General features: G+C 72.6%; 20 protein-coding genes. 15 read left to right on the top strand and 5 right to left on the bottom strand.

The genetic code is table 11. From position 1 onward, the window contains the following. The first annotated feature begins 71 nt into the window (after positions 1–71). Positions 72–662, top strand: a complete 591-nt coding sequence (locus RH861_RS13930; protein ID WP_310521489.1) for a TetR/AcrR family transcriptional regulator — start codon at positions 72–74, stop codon at positions 660–662. A gap of 19 nt (positions 663–681) precedes the next feature. Here the strand turns inward: RH861_RS13930 and RH861_RS13925 are convergent, their stop codons facing one another. Continuing rightward, the gene (locus tag RH861_RS13925) at positions 682–1,614 is read right to left on the bottom strand and encodes an ROK family protein (protein WP_310521488.1); all 933 of its coding nucleotides are present in this window, start codon (positions 1,612–1,614) and stop codon (positions 682–684) included. A 116-nt stretch (positions 1,615–1,730) separates the two neighbouring features. Between RH861_RS13925 and RH861_RS13920 the strand changes: the two genes are divergently transcribed. The 6 genes from RH861_RS13920 (at position 1,731) to RH861_RS13895 (ending at position 8,708) form a co-directional block, all read left to right on the top strand. After that, positions 1,731–2,675: a sugar-binding transcriptional regulator gene (locus RH861_RS13920; protein ID WP_067945965.1), complete on the top strand. Its 945-nt coding sequence runs from the start codon at positions 1,731–1,733 to the stop codon at positions 2,673–2,675. A 41-nt stretch (positions 2,676–2,716) separates the two neighbouring features. Beyond that, positions 2,717–3,724 carry a deoxyribose-phosphate aldolase gene (gene deoC / locus RH861_RS13915; protein WP_067945964.1) on the top strand — a complete coding sequence of 336 codons (1,008 nt, stop codon included), beginning with the start codon at positions 2,717–2,719 and terminating at the stop codon, positions 3,722–3,724. Between the two features lie 17 nt (positions 3,725–3,741). Further along, positions 3,742–5,298 carry an aldehyde dehydrogenase family protein gene (locus RH861_RS13910; protein ID WP_310521487.1) on the top strand — a complete coding sequence of 519 codons (1,557 nt, stop codon included), beginning with the start codon at positions 3,742–3,744 and terminating at the stop codon, positions 5,296–5,298. Next, the gene (locus tag RH861_RS13905; RefSeq protein WP_067945962.1) at positions 5,295–6,155 is read left to right on the top strand and encodes an aldehyde dehydrogenase family protein; all 861 of its coding nucleotides are present in this window, start codon (positions 5,295–5,297) and stop codon (positions 6,153–6,155) included. Before RH861_RS13910 ends, RH861_RS13905 begins: the two co-directional genes overlap by 4 nt. Positions 6,156–6,239: 84 nt before the next feature. Next, positions 6,240–7,736 carry an SDR family oxidoreductase gene (locus tag RH861_RS13900; protein WP_310521486.1) on the top strand — a complete coding sequence of 499 codons (1,497 nt, stop codon included), beginning with the start codon at positions 6,240–6,242 and terminating at the stop codon, positions 7,734–7,736. A 93-nt stretch (positions 7,737–7,829) separates the two neighbouring features. After that, positions 7,830–8,708, top strand: coding sequence for a glycerophosphodiester phosphodiesterase (locus RH861_RS13895; protein WP_310521485.1), 879 nt, complete (start codon positions 7,830–7,832; stop codon positions 8,706–8,708). Positions 8,709–8,733: 25 nt separating this feature from the next. Here the strand turns inward: RH861_RS13895 and RH861_RS13890 are convergent, their stop codons facing one another. Both RH861_RS13890 and RH861_RS13885 read right to left on the bottom strand, forming a co-directional pair. After that, on the bottom strand, positions 8,734–9,285 hold the full coding sequence (locus tag RH861_RS13890; protein WP_310521484.1) for an O-acetyl-ADP-ribose deacetylase: 552 nt from the start codon (positions 9,283–9,285) through the stop codon (positions 8,734–8,736). Positions 9,286–9,288: 3 nt separating this feature from the next. Then, on the bottom strand, positions 9,289–9,567 hold the full coding sequence (locus tag RH861_RS13885) for a metal-sensitive transcriptional regulator (protein ID WP_067945954.1): 279 nt from the start codon (positions 9,565–9,567) through the stop codon (positions 9,289–9,291). Between the two features lie 108 nt (positions 9,568–9,675). On the opposite strand from RH861_RS13885, the gene RH861_RS13880 reads away from it, so the two are divergent. Next, positions 9,676–11,583 carry a DUF2207 domain-containing protein gene (locus RH861_RS13880; RefSeq protein WP_310521483.1) on the top strand — a complete coding sequence of 636 codons (1,908 nt, stop codon included), beginning with the start codon at positions 9,676–9,678 and terminating at the stop codon, positions 11,581–11,583. A gap of 21 nt (positions 11,584–11,604) precedes the next feature. On the opposite strand, the gene RH861_RS13875 is transcribed toward RH861_RS13880, so the two are convergent. After that, positions 11,605–11,832, bottom strand: a complete 228-nt coding sequence (locus tag RH861_RS13875) for a hypothetical protein (protein WP_310521482.1) — start codon at positions 11,830–11,832, stop codon at positions 11,605–11,607. Between the two features lie 366 nt (positions 11,833–12,198). Here RH861_RS13875 and RH861_RS13870 point away from each other — a divergent pair, with 366 nt between their 5' ends. From RH861_RS13870 to RH861_RS13845, 6 genes are all read left to right on the top strand, one after another. Next, the gene (locus RH861_RS13870; RefSeq protein ID WP_310521481.1) at positions 12,199–14,322 is read left to right on the top strand and encodes a DEAD/DEAH box helicase; all 2,124 of its coding nucleotides are present in this window, start codon (positions 12,199–12,201) and stop codon (positions 14,320–14,322) included. A gap of 136 nt (positions 14,323–14,458) precedes the next feature. Further along, on the top strand, positions 14,459–15,490 hold the full coding sequence (locus RH861_RS13865; protein ID WP_310521480.1) for a 6-phosphofructokinase: 1,032 nt from the start codon (positions 14,459–14,461) through the stop codon (positions 15,488–15,490). A 4-nt stretch (positions 15,491–15,494) separates the two neighbouring features. Beyond that, on the top strand, positions 15,495–15,992 hold the full coding sequence (locus RH861_RS13860; RefSeq protein ID WP_310521479.1) for an 8-oxo-dGTP diphosphatase: 498 nt from the start codon (positions 15,495–15,497) through the stop codon (positions 15,990–15,992). A 91-nt stretch (positions 15,993–16,083) separates the two neighbouring features. Next, positions 16,084–17,259, top strand: coding sequence for an inorganic phosphate transporter (locus RH861_RS13855; RefSeq protein WP_310521478.1), 1,176 nt, complete (start codon positions 16,084–16,086; stop codon positions 17,257–17,259). After that, positions 17,256–17,597, top strand: a complete 342-nt coding sequence (locus RH861_RS13850; RefSeq protein ID WP_231878523.1) for a peptidase — start codon at positions 17,256–17,258, stop codon at positions 17,595–17,597. The genes RH861_RS13855 and RH861_RS13850 overlap by 4 nt, the downstream gene beginning before the upstream one ends. Positions 17,598–17,703: 106 nt before the next feature. Next, on the top strand, positions 17,704–19,179 hold the full coding sequence (locus RH861_RS13845; protein ID WP_310521477.1) for an NCS2 family permease: 1,476 nt from the start codon (positions 17,704–17,706) through the stop codon (positions 19,177–19,179). Positions 19,180–19,252: 73 nt separating this feature from the next. On the opposite strand, the gene RH861_RS13840 is transcribed toward RH861_RS13845, so the two are convergent. Next, positions 19,253–20,599 carry a uracil-xanthine permease family protein gene (locus tag RH861_RS13840; RefSeq protein ID WP_310521476.1) on the bottom strand — a complete coding sequence of 449 codons (1,347 nt, stop codon included), beginning with the start codon at positions 20,597–20,599 and terminating at the stop codon, positions 19,253–19,255. Between the two features lie 156 nt (positions 20,600–20,755). Here RH861_RS13840 and RH861_RS13835 point away from each other — a divergent pair, with 156 nt between their 5' ends. Beyond that, positions 20,756–21,109 (top strand): DUF4190 domain-containing protein, encoded by a 354-nt coding sequence (locus RH861_RS13835; protein WP_310521475.1) that lies wholly within the window; start codon positions 20,756–20,758, stop codon positions 21,107–21,109. The last annotated feature ends 70 nt before the right edge of the window (positions 21,110–21,179 follow it).

Raw genomic sequence — 21,179 nt, 5'->3', positions numbered from 1 at the left:
TCCTGCGGTCGGATGAAGTAATCGAATGATTACAACATGGAGAGTAGTAATCGACTGATAACATGTCAAGCATGAGCACCCGTTCCGACCGCATCTCCGCCGACGAGCGGCGCGAGCAGATCCTCGACGCGGCCGTCGCCGTCTTCGGGGAGTTCGGCTACGCCGGCACCAGCACCGACCGCGTCGCGCGCGCCGCGGGCATCAGCCAGCCGTACGTCGTGCGGCTGTTCGGCACCAAGGAGCAGCTGTTCATCGAGACGCTCCGACATACGCTCGAGCGACTCCTCGCGACCTTCCGCGCCGCGCTTCCGGTCGACGCCGAGGAGGCGTCGGTCGAGCAGCGCCTGGGCGAGGCGTACCTCAGGCTCGTCGAGGACCGCGGGGTCCTGCTCACCCTGCTGCACGGATTCATGCTGGGATCCGACCCGGGGATCGGGCCGGTCGCGCGCGACGGCTTCCTCCAGGTGTTCCGGATGCTGCGTGACGAGGCCGGGCTGGCGCCCGAGCAGATCCACCGGTTCCTCGCCGACGGCATGCTCATCAACACGCTGCTCGCGACCGGCATCGGCGTCGATGCGGCCACCGATCGGGACGCCGCCGACCTGATGGAGTGCACGTTCGGCGAGCGCGTCGGCGAGGTGCTCGCGCGCGCCTCCGCCTGACCGACCGCCGCAGCGGCCGTCAGTCCGACCTGCGCGCGAGGTGCACGAGGGCCGCGGCGCCGATCAGCGGCCCCGCGTCCGACAGCCCGGACGGCACGATCCGGGTGCGGCGGACGAAGTCGAACGCGCTGCGTCGCGCCAACGCCGCCCGTGCCGCCTCGAGCAGTGCGGGGGAGACCCGCGAGAAGCCGCCGCCCACGGCGGCCACGTCCAGGTCGACGAGGCCCGCCGCCGACGCGATCGCGCGGCCGATCGCGGTGCCGGCGCGATCCACGGCCGCGAGGGCGATCGGGTCGCCGGCCGCGTGGGCGCGGGCCAGGTCGTGGCCGGTCGTGCCGGTGAAGCCGTGGGCGCGAGCCCAGCGCACCGTGCCGGGGCCCGAGGCGACGGCCTCGAGGCATCCGCTGCCGCCGCACGCGCAGGGATCGTCGGCGCCGCCGACCTCGACGTGGCCGATGTGGCCGGCGTTGCCGGTCGGGCCCGGCGCGGGGCGACCGTCGAGCACCAGCCCGCCGCCCACGCCCGTGGAGACGACCATGCCGAGGAGGTTCCGTGCGCCGCGCCCGGCTCCGACCCAGTGCTCGGCGAGCGCGATGCACAGCCCGTCCAGCGCGAGGGTCACGGGCACGTCGGGTACGAGGCCCGCGACGCGATCGACGAGCGGATGACGCCGCCAGGCGGGCACGTTCAGCGGCGAGACCGTGCCGGCGGCGAGATCGAGGGGCCCGGCGCTGCCGATGCCGACGCCCACCGGTGCGGTCTGCTCGGGCATCGCCCGCAGGGCGTGTCGGACGACCTCGGCGACCGCGCGGTCGAGGGCCGCGGAGGCGGCGTCGGCCCCCGTCCCGCGCCGGGCGCGGGAACCGGGGACGAGGCGTCCGCCGTCGTCGACGAGCGCGGCCTCGACCTTGGTGCCCCCGAAATCGACCGCGAGCGCGAGGGGTGCCGTCATGCGGCCAGCATACGGGCGCACCATCCGGCACCGACTGCTCATATGAGCAGAACCACCCGCGCATGTTGCCGGGCGCGCACCACGAGCCTACGCTGGAAGACGGCGGAAGGAGACGAATGGACGAGACCGACGAACTCCTCTCGATCCGGGCGGCGGAGCTCTACTACGAAGAGAACAAGACGCAGGACGAGATCGGCCAGGCGCTCCGCCTGACGCGCTGGAAGGTCGGGCGCCTGCTCGCGCAGGCCAAGCAGCGCGGATTCATCCGCATCGAGATCCTGCACCCGCGTGCCCGACGGCTGCCCATCGAACGCCGTCTCCGCGAGGAACGCGGCCTCGACGACGCGATCGTCGTCTCGTCCGCGGGCGTCAGCTCCGCCGACGAGCTGCAGGCGCGCACCGCCCAGGCCGCGGCCGACTACCTCACGGCGCTCCGGCCCGTGCCGCGCACCCTCGGCGTGAGCTGGGGGCGCACGCTCTTCGAGATCTCGCAGCACCTTCGCAGCGGCTGGGCCACGGGGGTCAACGTGGTGCAGATCAACGGCGGCGTCAGCCTGAACCGCCGCGCCGGCACCGCCGCGGCCACGGCCGTCGCGATGGCGCAGAAGGGCGGCGGCAACGCCACGCTGCTGCCGAGCCCCGCGATCCTCGAGCACCTCGCGACCAAGGAGGCCATCGAGTCCGACCGCGTCGTCGCCGGCGTCATCGAACTCGCCCGATCCGCCGACGCCTACCTGTTCAGCGCCGGCCCCGCCGACCACTCCTCGGTGCACATCGAGAGCGGCTACCTCACCGACGCCGACGTCGACCTCCTCGTGCAGAAGGGCGCCGTGGGCGACGTCGTCGGCCGCTACATCGACTCCGACGGCAACATCGTCGACCCCGCGCTCGACGCGCGCACCGTCGGCCTCACCCTCGAGGAACTCCGCGAGGGCCGGCTGCGCATCGCCGTCATCGCCGGGCAGTCCAAGCACCCCGTCGCCGACGCGGTCGTCCGCTCCGGCCTCTGCTCCGTCCTCGTCACCGACGAGGCCACCGCACTCCACCTCCTCGACGGCTGAGCCGCGCCGCGGCATCCGTCACGACCGAAAGCCAGGAACACATGTCAGGCACCTCACTGGTCACCGCCCGCGAGCGCGCGCTCGCCGTGCTGGGCGGCGAGCCCGACGACGCCACACTCCGCCGATACCTCCACGGCATCGCGGGCGTCGACGCGGTCGGCCTCGAGCAGCGCGCCGCCGCGCTCGGCACCCGATCCATCAAGACGACGTCCAAGAAGTGGGCGCTCGACCGCATCATCTCGCTCGTCGACCTCACGACCCTAGAGGGCGCCGACACCCCCGGCAAGGTCCGCTCGCTCGTGGCCAAGGCCATGGTGCCCGACCCGGCGGATGCCACGACGCCCCGCGTCGCGGCCGTCTGCGTGTACGGCGACATGGTCCCGTACGCGGTCGACGCGCTCGGTGCCCTGCACGGCGACCCCGACGACGGCCGCATCGCGGTCGCCGCGGTCGCGACCGCCTTCCCGTCCGGCCGGTCGTCGCTCGAGATCAAGCTCGCCGACACCGCCGAGGCCGTCGCCAACGGCGCCGACGAGATCGACATGGTCATCGACCGCGGGGCGTTCCTCGCCGGTCGCTACGGGCTCGTGTTCGACCAGATCGCCGCCGTCAAGGAGGCCTGCCGCCGCCCCGACGGCACGAGCGCCTCGCTCAAGGTCATCCTCGAGACCGGCGAGCTCGTGACCTACGACAACGTCCGCCGGGCCTCGTGGCTGTCGATCCTCGCCGGCGGAGACTTCATCAAGACCTCCACCGGCAAGGTGCAGCCCGCCGCGACGCTGCCCGTCACGCTGCTCATGCTCGAGGTCGTCCGCGACTGGCACCTCATGACCGGGCAGCGCATCGGCGTGAAGCCCGCGGGCGGCATCCGTGCGTCGAAGGACGCGATCAAGTACCTCGTGACCGTCGCCGAGACGGTCGGCGAGGAATGGCTGCAGCCGCACCTGTTCCGGTTCGGCGCGTCGAGCCTGCTGAACGACGTGCTCCTGCAGCGCCAGAAGATGACGACCGGCCACTACTCCGGCCCCGACTACGTCACGATCGACTGAATCGAGAACCGAGAACCATGAGCTTCCTCGAATACGCCCCCGCACCCGAGTCGCGGGCGATCCTCTCGCTCCGCGACAGCTACGGCCTCTTCATCGACGGCGAGTTCGTCGACGGCCGCGGCACGGCGTTCACCACCTCGTCGCCCGCGACGGAGGAGCGCATCGCCACGATCGCCGCCGCGAACACCGCCGACGTCGACGACGCGGTCGCCGCCGCCCGGCGCGCGTACGACCGCACCTGGTCGCGCATGTCGGGCCGCGACCGCGGCAAGTACCTCTTCCGCATCGCCCGGCTCATCCAGGAGCGCGCCCGCGAGCTCGCCGTCGCCGAATCGCTCGACAACGGCAAGCCCATCAAGGAGTCGCGCGACGTCGACGTGCCGCTCGTGGCCGCCTGGTTCTTCTACTACGCGGGCTGGGCCGACAAGCTCGACCACGCGGGCCTCGGCGCGAACCCCCGCGCGCTCGGCGTCGCCGCCCAGGTGATCCCGTGGAACTTCCCGCTGCTCATGCTCGCGTGGAAGATCGCGCCCGCCCTCGCCGCCGGCAACACCGTCGTGCTGAAGCCCGCCGAGACCACGCCGCTCACGGCGCTGCTGTTCGCCGAGATCGTGCAGCAGGCCGACCTGCCGCCCGGCGTCGTGAACATCATCACGGGCGCCGGCGACACCGGGGCCGCACTCGTCGCGCACGAGGGCGTCGACAAGGTGGCCTTCACCGGCTCGACCGCCGTGGGCCGCGCGATCGCCAAGCAGGTCGCCGGCACGAACAAGAAGGTGACGCTCGAGCTCGGCGGCAAGGCCGCGAACATCGTCTTCGACGACGCGCCCGTCGACCAGGCGATCGAGGGCATCGTCAACGGCATCTTCTTCAACCAGGGCCACGTGTGCTGCGCCGGCAGCCGCCTGCTCGTGCAGGAGTCCATCCACGACGAGGTCGTCGAGCGGCTGAAGCAGCGCCTGTCGACGCTCCGGCTCGGCGACCCGCTCGACAAGAACACCGACATCGGCGCCATCAACTCGGCCGAGCAGCTCGAGCGCATCAACGAGCTGGCCGAGGCGGGCGTCGACGAGGGTGCCGAGCGGTGGAGCGCGCCGTGCGAGATCCCCGAGAACGGGTTCTGGTACGCGCCGACGATCTTCACCAACGTGCAGACCTCGAACCGCATCGCGCGCGAGGAGATCTTCGGGCCGGTGCTCTCGGTCCTCACCTTCCGCACGCCGCAGGAGGCGATCGCGAAGGCGAACAACACCCCGTACGGCCTCTCGGCCGGCATCTGGAGTGACAAGGGCAGCCGCATCCTCGCGGTCGCCGACCAGCTCCGCGCGGGGGTCATCTGGGCCAACACCTTCAACCGGTTCGACCCGGCGAGCCCGTTCGGCGGCTACAAGGAGTCCGGCTACGGCCGCGAGGGCGGCCGCCACGGCCTCGGCGCGTACCTCGCGCCCGCCACGGCCGGTTCCGTCTCCCGGGGCGGCGCCCGCGCGGTCGAGGCCGCCGCGGCCTCCGCCGAGGAGCGGCCCGCCCGTCGCCGCCGAACGCCCAAGCCCGCGAAGAAGGGAGCCGCGAAGTGAGCCGCCTCGCCGTGCCCAAGACGTACAAGCTGTTCATCGGCGGCGCGTTCCCGCGCAGCGAGTCCGGCCGGACCTACGAGGTCGTGAAGGCCGACGGCGGGTTCCTCGCGAACGCTGCCAAGGCCTCACGCAAGGACGCCCGTGACGCGATCGTCGCCGCGCGCGGCGCGGTCGGCGGGTGGGCCGGCGCCACCGCGTACAACCGCGGGCAGGTGCTGTACCGCATCGCGGAGCTCCTCGAGGGCCGTCGCGCCCAGTTCATCGCCGAGATCGAGGATGCCGAGGGCGCCACGCGCGCCCAGGCCGCCGCGCAGGTCGACGAGGCGATCGACCGCTGGGTGTGGTACGCCGGCTGGGCCGACAAGTTCGCCCAGGTCGCGGGCAACGCCAACCCCGTCGCGGGCCCGTACTTCAACATCTCGGTGCCCGAGCCGACCGGCGTCGTCGCGATCATCGCCCCGCAGGACTCCTCGCTCGTCGGCCTCGTCTCGGCGGTCGCCCCGGCGCTCGTCGCGGGGAACGCGGTCGTCGTCGTGGCGAGCGAGCGGTTCCCGCTCTCGGCGATCTCGCTGGCCGAGGTGCTCGCCACGAGCGACGTGCCCAAGGGCGTCGTCAACGTGCTCACCGGCTCGCCCGCCGAGATCGCCCCGTGGCTCGCGAGCCACGCCGACGTCAACGCGATCGACCTCGTGGGAGCGGGCGACCTCGACTGGATCGACCTCGAGATCGCGGCGGCCGACACCCTGAAGCGCGTGCTCCGGCCCGAGCAGGGCCCGGATGCCGCGGCACCGACGCTCGACCGCATCGCGGCGTTCACCGAGACGAAGACGGTCTGGCACACGAAGAGCCTGCGCTAGCGGCTCGGGGGCGCTTCGGGCGCCCTCGGAGGATTCACAGCAGCGGCCCGGCCCGGCCCGCATCGCGCGGGCTAGGGTCGGGCCATGCGCATCCTGGTGACCGGGGCGACCGGGTACATCGGCGGGCGGCTCGTGCCGCGCCTGCTCGACGAAGGGCATGACGTCCGCGTCGTCGTCCGGCGTCCCGAGCGACTGCGCGACGTGCCGTGGGCCGCGGGGGTCGACCTCGTCGACGGCGACCTCACGGATGCCGCGGCGGTCGCGCGGGCGATGCGCGGCACCGACGTCGTCTACTACCTGGTCCACTCGATGGGCGGCCGGGGGGACTTCGAGCAGTCCGAGCTCCGCATCGCGCGGAACGTGGCCGCCGCCGCGCGCGAGGCGGGCGTCCGCCGCGTCGTCTACCTCGGCGGACTCCACCCGGAGGGCGGCACGCTCTCGCGCCACCTGCGCTCGCGGGTCCGGGTGGGGGAGATCCTGCTCGAGTCGGGCGTGCCGACGGTGGTGCTGCAGGCGGGCGTCATCATCGGGTCCGGCTCGACGTCGTTCGAGATGATACGTCACCTGACCGAGGTCCTGCCGTACATGCCGGCGCCGCGCTGGGTCCGCAACTTCATCCAGCCCATCGCCGTGCGCGACGTGCTGCACTACCTGATCCGGGCCGCCGAGCTCCCGCCGGAGGTGAACCGCGCGTTCGACATCGGCGGGCCCGACGTCCTCCGCTACGGGCAGCTCATGAACGGCTACGCGGTCGAGGCGGGCCTCCGGCAGCGGCCGATCGCGGCGCTGCCCGTGCTCACCCCGTGGCTGGCCGGCCAGTGGGTGAACCTCGTGACGCCGATCCCGAGGCGGCTCGCGGTCCCCATCATCGAGTCGCTCCAGTTCGACTGCGTCATGCGCGAGCACGACATCGACGCCGTCATCCCGCCGCCGCCCGAGGGGCTCGTGGGGTACCGCCGCTCGGTGCGCCTGGCCCTCGAGAAGGAGCGCTCGGGCGAGGTCGAGACCAGCTGGCGCAATGCCGAGGTCGAGGGGGCCCCGAGCGATCCGCTGCCGAGCGACCCGGACTGGGCCGGGTACACCGTCTACGTCGATCACCGCGAGCGCCGGTCGAATGCGCCGGTCGAGGCGCTGTGGTCGGTCATCGAGGGCGTGGGCGGCGAGAACGGGTGGTACTCGTTCCCGCTCGCCTGGGCGATCCGGGGCTGGATCGACAAGCTGTCCGGCGGCGTCGGGCTCCGCCGCGGCCGGCGGGACCCGGACACGCTGTACCCGGGCGACGCGGTGGACTTCTGGCGGGTCGAGGCGATCGAGCGGCCCCGCTTCCTCCGGCTCCGCGCCGAGATGCGGGTGCCGGGCCGGGCCTGGCTGGAGATGTCGGCCGAGGCGGACGGTCGCGGGTCGGTCTACCGGCAGCGCGCGGTCTTCTTCCCGAAGGGACTCGCCGGGCGCCTCTACTGGTGGTCGATCGTGCCGATCCACGGCATCGTGTTCGCGGGCATGGCGAACCGGATCGCCGTGGAGGCGGAGACCGTGGCCCGGGCGGGGTCGCGGACGGATGCGTCATCGGTCGGCACCTGACCGCGCAAGAAGGTAACGAAACGGTAACGACGTTGCTACAGTGGCCTGCACGGTGCGCGCAAGGAGGCGCGGCACCGAGGAAGGTCCCGACCCGTGCCCCACGCCCCCCGTCCGGTCCGCATCGCCCTCGCCGCCACCGGCGTCATCGCGACCGCCTCGCTCCTCTGGACCGCCGCGACCCCCACCGACGTCTACGCCATCGACGTGTTCGGCGCGCTGCGCCAACCCGGTGAGGCCGCCGCCATCATCGCCCACCGCGGCGACCGGTCGCTCGCACCCGAGAACACCATGCCCGCGCTCGAACTCGCGATGGACGAGCTCGCCTACGTCGAGACCGACGTGCGCCTCACCCGCGACGGCGTCCCCGTGCTCTTCCACGACACCGACCTCGAACGGGTCGCCGGGCGCGAGGGTCGGGTCGAGGACCGCACGTTCGCCGAGCTCGCGCGGCTGGACGTCGGCCGGTGGTACTCCGACGAGTTCGCCGGCGAGCGGATCCCCACGCTCGAGGCGTTCCTCGCCGAGCTCGCCGAGCGCGACGACGCGCGCGCGCTCGTCGAACTGAAGGCCGACTGGGCGCCCGCCCAGGTCCGCCTCGTCGTCGACCTCATCGAGCGGCACCGCCTCCGCGGCCGCGTCGTGCTGCAGAGCTTCAGCATCGAGACGCTGCAGTCGGTGCAGCGCGTCGCACCCGCCACGCCGCGGATCATGCTCATCCGCGAGCTGCCGGCCGACCCCGTCCCGCTCGCCGAGTGGCTCGGGGTCATCGGGTTCGGCACGACCGCCGCGTCGGTCACCGCCGCGCCCGGAGCCGTCGACGCGGCCCACGCGGCGGGCATCGCCGTGCTCTGCTACACGCTGAACACGCAGGACACGTGGGCGCAGGTGAGCGAGCTCGGCGTCGACGGGATCATCACCGACCAGCCGAGCGACCTCGACGCGTGGATCGCCGCGACCGCGCCCGGCACGTGAGCGACGCGCCGGCCCGGCCGGGCGGTCAGCGGTCCGCGACGGCGTCGACGCCCAGGCGCTCGGCGGCCGCGACGAACTCGGCGTGCATCGGCGGCGAGAACAGCACGAACCGCACGAGGCCGGGCGTCTCGCGGGCGTCGGCCGCGGTGCCGACCGCGACCGCGGCGGCGTCGTCGGCGGGCCATCCGTAGACGCCGGCCGACACGGCGGGCAGCGCGACGGATGCCGCACCGAGCCGTGCTGCGAGCCCCAGGGCGTTCCGGTACGCCGACTCGAGCAGGCGGCGGCGCCGCTCCGCCTCGGGTCCGTCGCCGGGCCAGACCGGGCCGACGGTGTGCACGACCCAGCGTGCGGCGAGTCGCCCGGCGGTCGTCGCGACCGCCTCGCCGGTCGGGAGCCCGTCGGGCAGCGTGCCGGCGCGCAGGGCCCGGCACTCGGCGAGGATCTCGGGCCCGCCCGCGCGGTGGATGGCCCCGTCGACGCCGCCGCCGCCGAGCAGCGACGAGTTCGCCGCGTTGACGATGGCGTCGACGCGCTCGAGCGTGAGGTCGCCGGTGACCAGCTCGATCCGCGGCATCCGTCAGGCCCGGTTGTTGGACAGTTCGAAGATGCGCACGAGTTCGGCCACGGCCTCCTCGCGCCGGTCGCCGCCCTCCTCGTACATGTGCGACACGTGGGTGCGCAGGTGGTTCTCGACGAGGAGCTTGTTCAGCGACCCGAGCGACTTCTGCACCGCCAGCGACAGGGTGATGATGTCGACGCAGTAGTCCTCGTTCTCGATCATCTTCTCGATGCCGCGCAGCTGGCCCTCGATGATCTTCGTGCGGTGGAGCGCGCGCTTCTTGATGTCCTCGATCACCCTGCAAGGATACGCCCGCGGGGGATACCCCCGTCCGTATTCCGTCGAGGCGGTGCCGCGGGCGCTCGAACGGATGACGCGGGGCGGCCGGTTCGCTACCGTGAGGGCATGGTCGCCATACGGTCCCGCGCCCGCCGGCCACGTCGCCCCGCCGCCCTCGCGGCGCTCGCCGGAGCGCTCCTCATCCCCGCGTTCGGCGCCGCCGCGTCCGCCGCCTCCGCCGCGGTCCCCGCGGACCGGCCGGCCGCACCGCCGCCGGTGCGTGCCGTGCCGGGCGACGTCGACGACTTCACGTTCGCCGGCTTCGACGCGGTCTACCGGTTGGGCCGCGACGCCGACCGGCGCTCGGAGCTGCTCACGACCGAGACGCTCGTCGCGGTGTTCCCCGAGTACGACCAGAACCGCGGCATCCGTCGCGCGATCCCGCGCACCTACGACGGCCACCCCACCGACATCCGCGTGCTCTCGGTGACGGATGCCGAGAGGGAGCCCCGCGGCTTCGAGACCGAGCGCAGCGAGGACGGCGAGTTCGAGCTGGTCACCATCGCCGCCGACGACTACGTCCACGGCGAGCAGACGTACGTGATCACGTACCACCAGCGGAACGTCACCTTCGAACCCGACGACCTCGAAATCCAGGAGTTCTACTGGGACGTCAACGGCACGGGCTGGGCGCAGCCCTTCGGCGTCGTCCGGGGCGAGCTGCGGCTCGAGGACGGTCTCGCCGACGCGTTCACGGGCGACGCTGCGTGCTACCGGGGGTACGAGGGCTCGAGCACCCCGTGCGAGACCCTGCGGGCGGATGACGCCGCGGAGGGCGTCGTCGTTGCCGAGGCCGCGGCGCTCGGCCCCTACGAGAACCTGACCCTGGCCGTCGGCTTCGACCCGGGGACCTTCGAGCCACGCGACGAGCGGTTCACCTCGTCGCCGGCCGCCATGGGTTCGGCCGCCGCGGCGCTCACGGCGCTCACCGTCGCGATCCTCGCCGGCGTCTTCCGTGCGACGCGGTGGCGCGACCACCCCGGACGCGGCATCGTCATCGCCCAGTACGAGCCGCCCGAGCGTCCGTCGCTCATGGAGGCCGCGGACCTGGTGCGCGCCCCCGGCAAGGGCATCACGGCGACGATCCTCGCCGAGGCCGTCGCCGGACGGGTGCGCGTCGTGGAGACGGGACGCAAGAAGTACGCCGTCGAGCTCACCGGCGACGCGGGCGGCGCCGATCGCGACGCGACGCGCGTGCTCTCCGCGCTGTTCGGCCCGGGCGCACGCCCCGGAGCGCGCCGGAACCTCAAGACGAGCGACACGACCCTCGGCACCAAGCTGATGAACCTGCGCCGCCAGGTGCACTCGCGCGTCGCCCGCGAGGGGCTCCGCCGTCGACCGGACGGGGGCCTGCGCATCCTGCTCGCGGCGCTCGCGATCGTCGCGTCGACGCTCGCCGTGATCCTCGGCATCGCCGCGCTCGACGCGCGGATGGGCGGCGCCTGGCCGTGGCTGCCGATCATCGGGGCGTCCGCGCTCGCCGTCGCCGCGGTGTGGATGGTCGCCGACGTGCGTCCGCTCACCGAACGCGGCCGCGAGTTCCGCGACCACCTCGAGGGGCTCCGCCTGTACATCCGGCTCGCCGAGGCCGACCGGCTGCGGATGCTGCAGAGCCCGACCGGCGCGGAGCGCGTGCCCATGGCACCGGCCGCGGGCGCGGCATCCGCGGGCCTCGACCCCGACGTGGTGCTGCGGATCACCGAACGGCTGCTCCCGTACGCGGTGCTGTTCGGGCAGGAGCGCGAATGGAGCGAGGAGCTCGCCGCGCTCTACGCGCAGCGGGGCGAGCAGCCCGGCTGGTACGCGGGCCGCAGCGGGTTCAACGCGGCCGTGTTCGCCTCGAGCGTGAGTTCGTTCACCACCGCGTCGAGCTCGAGCTGGTCCGGATCGTCGTCGAGCTCGTCCTCGAGCGGCTCGGGCGGCGGCGGTTCGAGCGGCGGCGGGGGCGGCGGCGGAGGCGGCGGCGGCGTCTGACCGCGCCGTCCGCCGCGCCGGTCACTCCTCGTCGGCGGAGGAACCCGGCCCGGGCTCGTCGGGCAGCGGCACGCGGCGCTCCTCGTCGATGCCGACGACCTCGTCGCCGGTGTCGTCGCCCACCGGACGCTCGTCGGCGTCCGCGGCTGCGGTGTCGAGATCGACCTCGGCGGGGATCTCGCCGTCCTGTGCGACCTCGAACTCGTGATCGTCGGCGAGGCCCTCGCCGAACTGCGTCGACTCGTCCATGCTGCGAGCCTAGCCCCCGGCGGCCGACGGCGACAGGGCGGGACGTCGTCCCGGGCGGCATGGTCGAGGGAGCGTAGGCTGCGGCCATGCCGGGGTGGGTTGGGCGGCACTGGCGGGGCTCGCCGTGGGCGTCTGAACGCGCCCATTGGCGCGGACCCCTCGACGACGCGTAGAATGTGCGAGGCGCCCGACGGATCCGTTCTTCGGTCCGACGGCTGGGGGAACTCGCCCCCGCCATGCTCGGCTTCCGGATTCGGCGCACCGCGACGACGGCCTCGACGATCGAGCCCGTCCGGGGGCGGTGCGGGCCACCACGCCCGGTGGTCGGGGAGCCCGTTCGCATCGGGCCCAGACAGGGGAGGACCATTGGCCCAGACGAGGCAGCGGCAGCGCACGCGTTCGCGTGACGACGACGCGCCCATCATCCCGATCCTCGCGCGGAAGGTCCGCGAGGTCGAGCAGAAGGCCCAGAAGAACAAGCTGGGGCCCACCAACCGCACGAAGTTCCAGGTCATCGCGCTGCTCATGCGCGAGGAGCGCGCCCGCGTGAAGGGCGACCCCGAGCTGGGCGACGCCGCCCGCGCCGAGCTGCTGAAGCGCCTCGACGGCATCGCGCAGATCCTCGCGAAGACCGCGGCACGCGACACGAGCCTGATCACGCTCCTCGAGCCGGATGCCTCGATCTCCACGGTCGCGCAGCGGTTCCGCCGCGACTGGCTGCTCGAGTCGGGCGCCGAGCTCAGCGAGGACGAGCTCATCATCGTCCGCGAGCCCGAGCCGCGGCCGGAGATCGCCGAGAACCAGGTGATCCCGCGCTCGGTCAAGGCCCGCCAGCTGGCCAGCCCGTTCCTCGCGCCCGACTTCTCGCGCACGACGCAGCCCACCGTCCCGGTCCGGCGCCTCGCGAACTGGGAGCTGCTCGGGCCCCTGTTCAAGTCGTTCGAGTCCGGCTCCGGCGGTCAGGCCGCGTCCATGGCGCTGCCCGAGCCGCCGCGGATCGACCGGCTCGCCCCGCGCGGCCTCGAGCTGATGCCGCACCAGGCGCGGTTCGTCGAGGCGGCACGCCAGGGGCACCGGCGGTTCCTCCTCGCCGACGAGCCGGGACTCGGGAAGACCGCGCAGTCGGTCCTCGCGGCATCCGTCGCCGGCGCCTACCCGCTGCTGGCCGTCGTGCCGAACGTCGTGAAGATGAACTGGGCCCGCGAGGTCGAGCGCTGGACCCCGCACCGCCGCGCGACCGTCATCCACGGCGACGGCGACGGCGTGGACGCCTTCGCCGACGTGATCGTCGTGAACTACGACGTGCTCGACCGCCACATGGCCTGGCTGTCCACGCTGGGCTTCCGCGGCATGGTCGTGGACGAGGCGCACTTCATCAAGAACCTGCAGTCGCAGCGCTCGCGCAACGTGCTCGCGCTCGCCGACCGCATCCGCCGGAACACGCCGGGCGGCGACCCGCTGCTGCTCGCCCTCACCGGCACCCCGCTCATCAACGACGTCGACGACTTCCGCGCGATCTGGCAGTTCCTCGGCTGGATCGACGGGGACCGTCCGTCGCCCGAGCTGATCGGCAGGCTCGAGGAGACCGGGCTGACGCCGGCCGACCAGGGCTTCTACGCCGAGGCGCGCCGCATCGTCATCGACCTCGGCATCGTGCGCCGCCGCAAGGTCGACGTCGCCGCCGACCTGCCCGAGAAGCGCATCGCCGACCTGCCCGTCGAACTCGACGACGAGGTCGGCCGATCGATCCGCGCCGCCGAGCGCGAGCTCGGCCACCGCCTCGCGAACCGCTTCCGCGCACTCGTCGAGTCGCGCAAGCTCCGCGTCGGCGACCTCGACGAGCTCGAGCGCGACCAGTTCATCCGCGCGGTCGCCCTCTCGGAGCTCGAGGAGTCGAAGTCGGCCAAGTCGGGCGAGAACGTCTTCACGATGGTGCGTCGCATCGGCCAGGCGAAGGCCGGCCTCGCGGCCGACTACGCCGCCCAGCTGGCCCGCTCGGCCGGCAAGGTCGTGTTCTTCGCCAAGCACATCGACGTCATGGACCAGGCCGAGGCGGCGTTCGCCGCCCGCGAGCTGCGCACGGTGTCGATCCGCGGCGACCAGACCGCGATCGCCCGCCAGCACGCGATCGACGCGTTCAACTCCGACCCCGAGGTCTCGATCGCGGTGGCCTCGCTCACCGCGGCGGGCGTCGGCGTGAACCTCCAGGCGGCGTCGAACGTCGTGCTCGCCGAGCTCAGCTGGACCGCGGCGGAGCAGACGCAGGCGATCGACCGCGTGCACCGCATCGGCCAGGACGAGCCCGTCACCGCGTGGCGCATCATCGCCGCCCACACGGTCGACGCGCGCATCGCCGAGCTCATCGACCAGAAGCAGGGCCTCGCCCTGCGGGCGCTCGACGGGCTCGACGTGGAGCCGGGCTCGGCCGACTCGGTGCAGCTCGACGCGCTGCAGCACCTGCTGCGCCAGGCGCTCGACGGCGCCCTGTAGCGGCGGTCGCGCGGCATCCGCTCCCCGTCATCGGCGCGGACGGATGCCGCGGGCCCCGCTAGACTCCTCGACGTTCGCGCCTCGATGAAGCGGCATCCCCGCGAACGTCCACCTCACGAGGAGTCAACCAGTGGTCATGAAGATCGGCATTCTCACGAGCGGCGGCGACTGCCCCGGCCTCAACGCGGTCATCCGCGGCGCCGTCCTGAAGGGCGTCATCACGCACGAGGCCGAGTTCGTCGGGTTCCGGTGGGGATGGCGCGGCGTCGTCGAGGGCGACATCATGCCCATCACGCGCCACGACGTGCGCGGCCTGTCGAAGCAGGGCGGCACCATCCTCGGCTCGAGCCGCACCAACCCGTTCGAGGGCGAGAACGGCGGACCCGGAAACATCCGTCGCATGCTCGAGGCCGAGGGCATCGACGCGATCATCGCGATCGGCGGCGAGGGCACCCTCACGGCCGCCCGGCGGCTGGTCGACGAGGGCGGGCTCCCGGTGATCGGCGTGCCCAAGACCATCGACAACGACCTCGCCGCGACCGACTACTCCTTCGGCTTCGACACGGCCGTCGAGATCGCGACCGAGGCGATCGACCGACTGCGCACCACGGCCGAGTCGCACAACCGGGCGATGGTCCTCGAGGTCATGGGCCGGCACGTCGGCTGGATCGCGCTGCACTCGGGAATGGCGGGCGGCGCGCACGCCATCCTCATCCCCGAGCAGCCCATGGGCATCGACGAGATCTGCCACTACGTCGAGTCGGTCCGCGACCGCGGCCGCGCGCCCCTCATCGTCGTCGCCGAGGGCTTCAAGCTCGACACGATGGACGAGGCGCACTCGCACCTCGGGCTCGACGCGTTCAACCGGCCGCGTCTCGGCGGCATCGCCGAGAAGCTCGCGCCGATGATCGAGGAGCGCACCGGCATCGAGTCGCGCCACACGGTGCTCGGCCACATCCAGCGCGGCGGCGCGCCCTCGGCGTACGACCGGGTCCTCGCGACCCGGCTCGGCATGGCCGCGGTCGACGCCGCCGTCGACCGGGCGTGGGGCAGCATGGTCACCCTGCGCGGCACCGACATCGCCCGGGTCACGATCGCCGAGGCGACCGGCGGGCTCAACCTGGTGCCGCAGTCGCGCTACGACGAGGCGAAGATCCTCTTCGGCTGAGCCGATGACCGAACCACGGATGCCGCTGCCGCAGGTCTGCGTCTGCTACCTGCTGCGCGAGTCCGAGGGCCGCACCCAGGTGCTCCTCGGCCGCAAGAAGCACGGCCTCGGACGCGGGTACTTCGTGGGGCTCGGCGGCAAGCTCGAGCCGGGGGAGACCGCGGTCGAGGCGGCGGTGCGCGAGGTCCACGAGGAGTCGGGCGTCACCGTCCGTGCCGCCGACCTCGAGGCGCGCGGGCGGTTGACGTACCTGTTCCCGCATCGCGAGGCGTGGAGCCAGGAGTCGAGCGTGTTCGTCACGCGCACGTTCACGGGCGTGCCCGCGGCATCCGACGAGCTCGACCCGGAGTGGTTCGACGTCGACCGGGTGCCGCTCGCGGAGATGTGGGACGACGCGAAGCACTGGCTGCCGGGCGTGCTCGCCGGCGGCCGCGTGCGACGCACCTTCACCTTCGGCGCGGACCTCGCGAGCGTGGTGGATCACCGGGTTCACGTCGCGTAGGATCATCGGGGCTCGGCGCTCGCCGACATCCGCAACCCCTCCTGCGTGAACAGCAGGTGAATCCCTCACCCGATCTCACGGAAAGACGCCGGTGGATCTCACTCTCATCGTCGTGCTGGTCATCGCGCTGGCGCTCTTCTTCGACTTCACGAACGGGTTCCACGACACGGCGAACGCGATGGCCACGCCCATCGCCACCGGGGCGCTCCGGCCGAAGGTCGCCGTCGGCCTGGCCGCGGTGCTCAACCTGATCGGCGCCTTCCTGTCCACCGAGGTCGCGAAGACCATCTCGGGCGGGCTCATCCGCGAGGGCGAGGGCGGCGTGTTCATCACGCCCGAGCTCATCTTCGCCGGCCTCATCGGGGCGATCACGTGGAACATGATCACGTGGCTGCTCGGCCTGCCCTCGTCGTCGAGCCACGCGCTGTTCGGCGGACTGATCGGCGCCGCGCTCGTCGGCTTCGGGCTGCAGGCCATCGACGGCGGCGTGGTGATGTCGAAGATCATCCTGCCCGCGCTGCTCGCCCCGCTCACGGCGGGACTCGTCGCGTTCACCGCCACCAAGCTCGCCTACGCGATCACGCGCCGCCACGACGGCAAGCCCGACGGACGAGACGGCTTCCGGTACGCGCAGATCTTCTCGAGCTCCCTCGTGGCGCTCGCGCACGGCACGAACGACGCGCAGAAGACGATGGGCGTCATCACGCTGACCCTGATCTCGGTGGGCATGCAGCCGGTCGGCTCGGGGCCGGAGTTCTGGGTCGTCGTGACGTGCGCCGTCGCGATCGCCCTCGGCACGTACATGGGCGGATGGCGCATCATCAAGACCCTCGGCACGGGCCTGACCGACGTGAAGCCCGCTCAGGGCTTCGCCGCCGAGACCTCCACCGCCGCGACGATCCTCGCGTCCAGCCACCTCGGCTTCGCGCTCTCGACCACGCAGGTCGCCTCGGGTTCGGTGATCGGATCGGGTCTCGGCCGGCGTGGTTCCACGGTCCGCTGGCGCACGGCGGGCCGCATCGGCGTCGGGTGGCTGCTCACCCTGCCGGCAGCCGGCGGCGTGGGCGCGCTCGCCGCGTTGATCGCCCAGACCGGCGTCACCGGGGTGCTCATCGCGGCCTTCGGCGCCGCGGCGATCATCGGCGGCATCTACCTGTGGTCGCGCCGCGACGAGGTGTCGCACCACAACGTGCTGAGCGAGGTCGCCGACTCCGGTCGCGCCGTGAAGATCAAGCGCGACCCGAAGCCGAAGAAGGTGGCGAAGTGATCGACTGGATGGCGTTCGTGATCGTGCTCGCCGCGTCGCTCCTCGGCGCGGGCGTGGTCGTCAGCCTCTACGCGCTCGGCCTGCGACTGCTGACCGTCGGCGGCCGCACGCCCGTGGTGGCGCCCGCGACGTTCACCGACGCGATCACGGTCGTGACGCCCGAGCAGGCCGCGAAGGCCGCCAGGCGTGCCGAGAAGGCCGCCCGGAAGAGCCCGCTCACCGATGCGCAGAAGCGCGCGGCCGTGGTCGCGGCGTGGATATGCTTCGGACTGAGCGGCTCGGCCGTGCTGTTCGGAATCTATCTGATCGTGCCGGCGTTGCATGGCACGGGCGGCTGAGCCGCCGTCACCTCGTCCGGGCCGCCGTCGTCCCGCTCCGACCCCCGCTCGCCCGAGCGGACCGCAGCCGAGGCGCCCCACGGGCGCCTCCCGACCCGGGGACCACATGACCGCGACCGAGACCGAACACCGACCCGAACCCGAATCGCCGTCGCGCGGCGGAGGCGCGCTCGACCGCTACTTCGAGATCACGAAGCGCGGCTCGAGCATCTCCGCCGAGGTGCGAGGCGGCATCGTCACGTTCGTGACGATGGCCTACATCGTCATCCTCAACCCGATCATCCTCTCGAGCGGCACGGACGTCGCAGGCGACAACCTCGACTTCGCCCAGGTCGCCGCCGTCACCGGGCTCACGGCCGGCGTCATGACGATCCTGTTCGGCGTCGTCGCGCGCCTGCCGTTCGCGTTCGCGGCCGGGCTCGGCATCAACTCGTTCCTCGCCGTGTCCGTCGTCGGCCAGGTCACCTGGCCGGAGGCGATGGGCCTCGTCCTCATCAACGGGCTCGTGATCGTCCTGCTCGCCGCGACGGGCCTCCGCCGCCTCATCTTCGAGGCCGTGCCCATGCAGCTGAAGCTCGCGATCACCGTCGGCATCGGCCTGTTCATCGCCTTCATCGGCTTCGTCGACGCGGGCTTCGTCACCGCGACCGGCGCCGCGTCGCCGCCCGTCGGCCTCGGGGTCGACGGATCGGTCTCGACCATCCCCACGCTCGTGTTCGTCGCGACGCTCCTCGCGACGGGCGTGCTCGTCGCGCTGCGGGTGAAGGGCGGCATCCTCATCGGCCTGCTCTCGGGCACGGTGCTCGCGCTCGTGCTCGAGTCGATCCTCGACCTCGGCCCGAAGGTGGGCGCCGACGGGACGGTGAACCCGCAGGGCTGGGGGCTGTCGGTGCCCGAGCTGCCCGCCCAGTGGGTGAGCCTGCCCGACCTGTCGCTCGTCGGCCAGGTGAGCCTCGGCAGCTTCGAGCGCATCGGCGTGCTCGCCGCGCTCATGCTCGTGTTCACGCTCGTGTTCACGAACTTCTTCGACGCCCTCGGCACCATGACGGGCCTGTCGAAGGAGGCCGGCCTCGCCGACGCGAAGGGCGACTTCCCGCGCCTGCGTTCGGCGCTCGTCGTCGAGGGCGTCGGCGCGGTCGCGGGCGGGTTCACGTCGAGCTCGTCGAACACGGTGTTCATCGAGTCCGGGTCCGGGATCGGCGAGGGCGCGCGCACCGGCCTGGCGAACCTCGTCACCGGCGTCCTCTTCCTCCTCGCGATGTTCCTGACCCCGCTCACGTCGATCGTGCCGTCCGAGGTCGCCGCCGCGGCCCTCGTCATCGTCGGCGCGCTGATGATGTCGCAGATCCGCGGCATCGACCTGTCGGACTTCAGCGTCCTGCTGCCCGTGTTCCTCACGGTCACGGTCATGCCGCTGACGTACTCCATCGCCAACGGCATCGGCGCGGGCTTCGTCAGCTGGGTCGTCGTGCGCGCGCTGTCGGGCAAGGCGCGCGAGATCAGCCCGCTCCTGTGGATCGTGGCCGTCGGCTTCGTGATCTACTTCACGCGCGGTCCGGTCGAGACGCTCATCGCCGGCTAGCCGCACGCAGTACCGGAAGCGGCGGATGCCGCGTGGACCTCGCCCCGCGGCATCCGCCGTTCGTCGTCTCGCCTCAGTGGCGCGCGTCGGGTGCGGGCGTCGCGCTCGCGCCCGTGACCGGCTGCTCCGCCGGTGCCGCGGTGCCGCGGAGCCGGGCGATGCCGTTCATGAGGTGGTAGATCGCGATCGCGGCAATCGTGCCGAGCGCGATGCCGTTGAACACGACCTCGCCGGCGTTGAACGTGAAGTCGGCGATCCCGATGACGAGCGCCGTCGCCGCGGTGAACTGGTTCACGGGGTTCGTGAAGTCGACGCGGTTGTCGACCCAGATCTTCACGCCGATGACGCCGATGAGCCCGTACAGCGCGGTCGTCACGCCGCCCAGCACGCCCGGCGGGATCGTGTTGATGATCGCGCCGACCTTCGGGGACAGGCCGAGCAGCACCGCGAACGACCCGGCCACCCAGTACGCCGCGGTCGAGTACACGCGCGTGGCGGCCATGACGCCGATGTTCTCGCCGTACGTCGTGGTGCCCGAGCCGCCGAAGAAGCCGGCGAGGGTGGTCGCGAGCCCGTCGGCGAACAGGGCGCGACCGGTGTACGCGTTCACGCGCTGGTCGGTCATCTGCGCGACGCCGCGGATGTGGCCGACGTTCTCCGCGACGAGCACGAGCACCACGGGCAGGAACGCCGGCAGGAGTCCCCAGACCGCGGCATCCGCCAGCGGGTTCGCGGGGAGGTGGAACTGCGGCAGCCCGACCCACGCGGCCTCGCCGACCGCGGCGAAGTCCACCTCGCCCTGCACGACCGCGACGACGTAGCCGACGAGGACGCCGAGGAGGATCGACATGCGCCCGAGGATGCCGCGGAACGCGACGCTCGCGACGAGCACCGCCACGAGGGTCACGAGGGCCGTCAGCGGCGCCTCCTGGAAGTTGGCCTTGGCCACGGGGGCGAGGTTCAGGCCGATGAGCGCCACGATGGCGCCGGCCACCACGGGGGGCATGAGGACGTCGATCCACCGCGAGCCCGCGAACTGCACCACGAGCCCGACCACCGCCAGCAGCACGCCCACCACGACGATGCCGAACAGCGCCGCCCCCATCGGGTCGGCGACGCCCTCGGCGGCCATCGCGGCCGTGATCGGCGCGATGAACGCGAACGACGAGCCGAGGTAGCTCGGCACCCGGTTGCCCGTGACGAGCAGGAACAGGATCGTGCCGATGCCCGAGAAGAACAGGGTGGTGGCGGGCGGGAAGCCCGTGATGATGGGCACGAGGAACGTCGCGCCGAACATGGCGACGACGTGCTGTGCGCCGAGGCCGATGGTGCGCGGCCAGGAGAGGCGTTCGCCGGGGGCGACGACGTCGCCGGGCGCGACGTGGGCGCCGTCGCCGTGCAGGGTCCAGGGCAGGGGCATAGGGCTCCGATCGGGTCGTGGTGGGGGCTGCACGGATGCTACCCCGTGCGGCCGCCCTCGCGTCAGCCGCCCCGCGGTTCCGGGGGTTCACCCCATACCGCGGCTCCGGAGGGCTCCGTAGCGTGGAGGCATCCGCTCGAACAGGAGAACCCCGCGATGACCACCGCAACCGATCCCATGACCACTCCGACCGCGACGTCGTCGCCCGGCGACGACGCGTCGCCCTACGCCGTCGGATCCGCGCCCGTCGTCGAGGAGCAGCGCGGCTTCGCCATCTCGAGCCTCGTGCTCGGCCTCGTCTCGTTCGTCGCCGGCTTCACCTTCGTCGTGCCGGCCGCGGGCCTCGTGCTCGGCATCCTCGCGCTGAAGCGTGAGCCCGCCGCGCGCACGATGGCGATCTGGGGCATCGTGCTGAACGCCGTGGTCCTGGCCGGCGTCGCGATCGCGGCCCTCGCCACGGTCGCGTTCGGGCTGTTCCTGCTGCCGTTCGTGCCGTTCGCCTTCATCTGACCCGCGATCCGCCCGACGCCCCGGTCCACGCGACCGGGGCGTCGGCGTGTCGGCCACCGGCGCATCGCGG

It is taken from the genome of Agromyces indicus (assembly GCF_031432295.1).
Lineage (GTDB): Bacteria > Actinomycetota > Actinomycetes > Actinomycetales > Microbacteriaceae > Agromyces > Agromyces indicus.
Note: the sequence above shows the minus strand (reverse complement) of the source record. Positions and strands in the feature narration are given on the sequence as shown.

Bases quoted from the DNA above. Each gene is read 5' to 3' on its own strand.
- RH861_RS13930 (WP_310521489.1), top strand. From the start codon at position 72: ATGAGCACCCGTTCCGACCGCATCTCCGCCGACGAGCGGCGCGAGCAG.
- deoC (WP_067945964.1), top strand. From the start codon at position 2,717: ATGTCAGGCACCTCACTGGTCACCGCCCGCGAGCGCGCGCTCGCCGTG.
- RH861_RS13890 (WP_310521484.1), bottom strand. From the start codon at position 9,285: ATGCCGCGGATCGAGCTGGTCACCGGCGACCTCACGCTCGAGCGCGTC.
- RH861_RS13860 (WP_310521479.1), top strand. From the start codon at position 15,495: ATGACCGAACCACGGATGCCGCTGCCGCAGGTCTGCGTCTGCTACCTG.
- RH861_RS13840 (WP_310521476.1), bottom strand. From the start codon at position 20,599: ATGCCCCTGCCCTGGACCCTGCACGGCGACGGCGCCCACGTCGCGCCC.
- RH861_RS13900 (WP_310521486.1), top strand. From the start codon at position 6,240: ATGCGCATCCTGGTGACCGGGGCGACCGGGTACATCGGCGGGCGGCTC.
- RH861_RS13865 (WP_310521480.1), top strand. From the start codon at position 14,459: ATGAAGATCGGCATTCTCACGAGCGGCGGCGACTGCCCCGGCCTCAAC.
- RH861_RS13875 (WP_310521482.1), bottom strand. From the start codon at position 11,832: ATGGACGAGTCGACGCAGTTCGGCGAGGGCCTCGCCGACGATCACGAG.
- RH861_RS13835 (WP_310521475.1), top strand. From the start codon at position 20,756: ATGACCACCGCAACCGATCCCATGACCACTCCGACCGCGACGTCGTCG.
- RH861_RS13925 (WP_310521488.1), bottom strand. From the start codon at position 1,614: ATGACGGCACCCCTCGCGCTCGCGGTCGATTTCGGGGGCACCAAGGTC.
- RH861_RS13920 (WP_067945965.1), top strand. From the start codon at position 1,731: ATGGACGAGACCGACGAACTCCTCTCGATCCGGGCGGCGGAGCTCTAC.
- RH861_RS13845 (WP_310521477.1), top strand. From the start codon at position 17,704: ATGACCGCGACCGAGACCGAACACCGACCCGAACCCGAATCGCCGTCG.
- RH861_RS13880 (WP_310521483.1), top strand. From the start codon at position 9,676: ATGGTCGCCATACGGTCCCGCGCCCGCCGGCCACGTCGCCCCGCCGCC.
- RH861_RS13910 (WP_310521487.1), top strand. From the start codon at position 3,742: ATGAGCTTCCTCGAATACGCCCCCGCACCCGAGTCGCGGGCGATCCTC.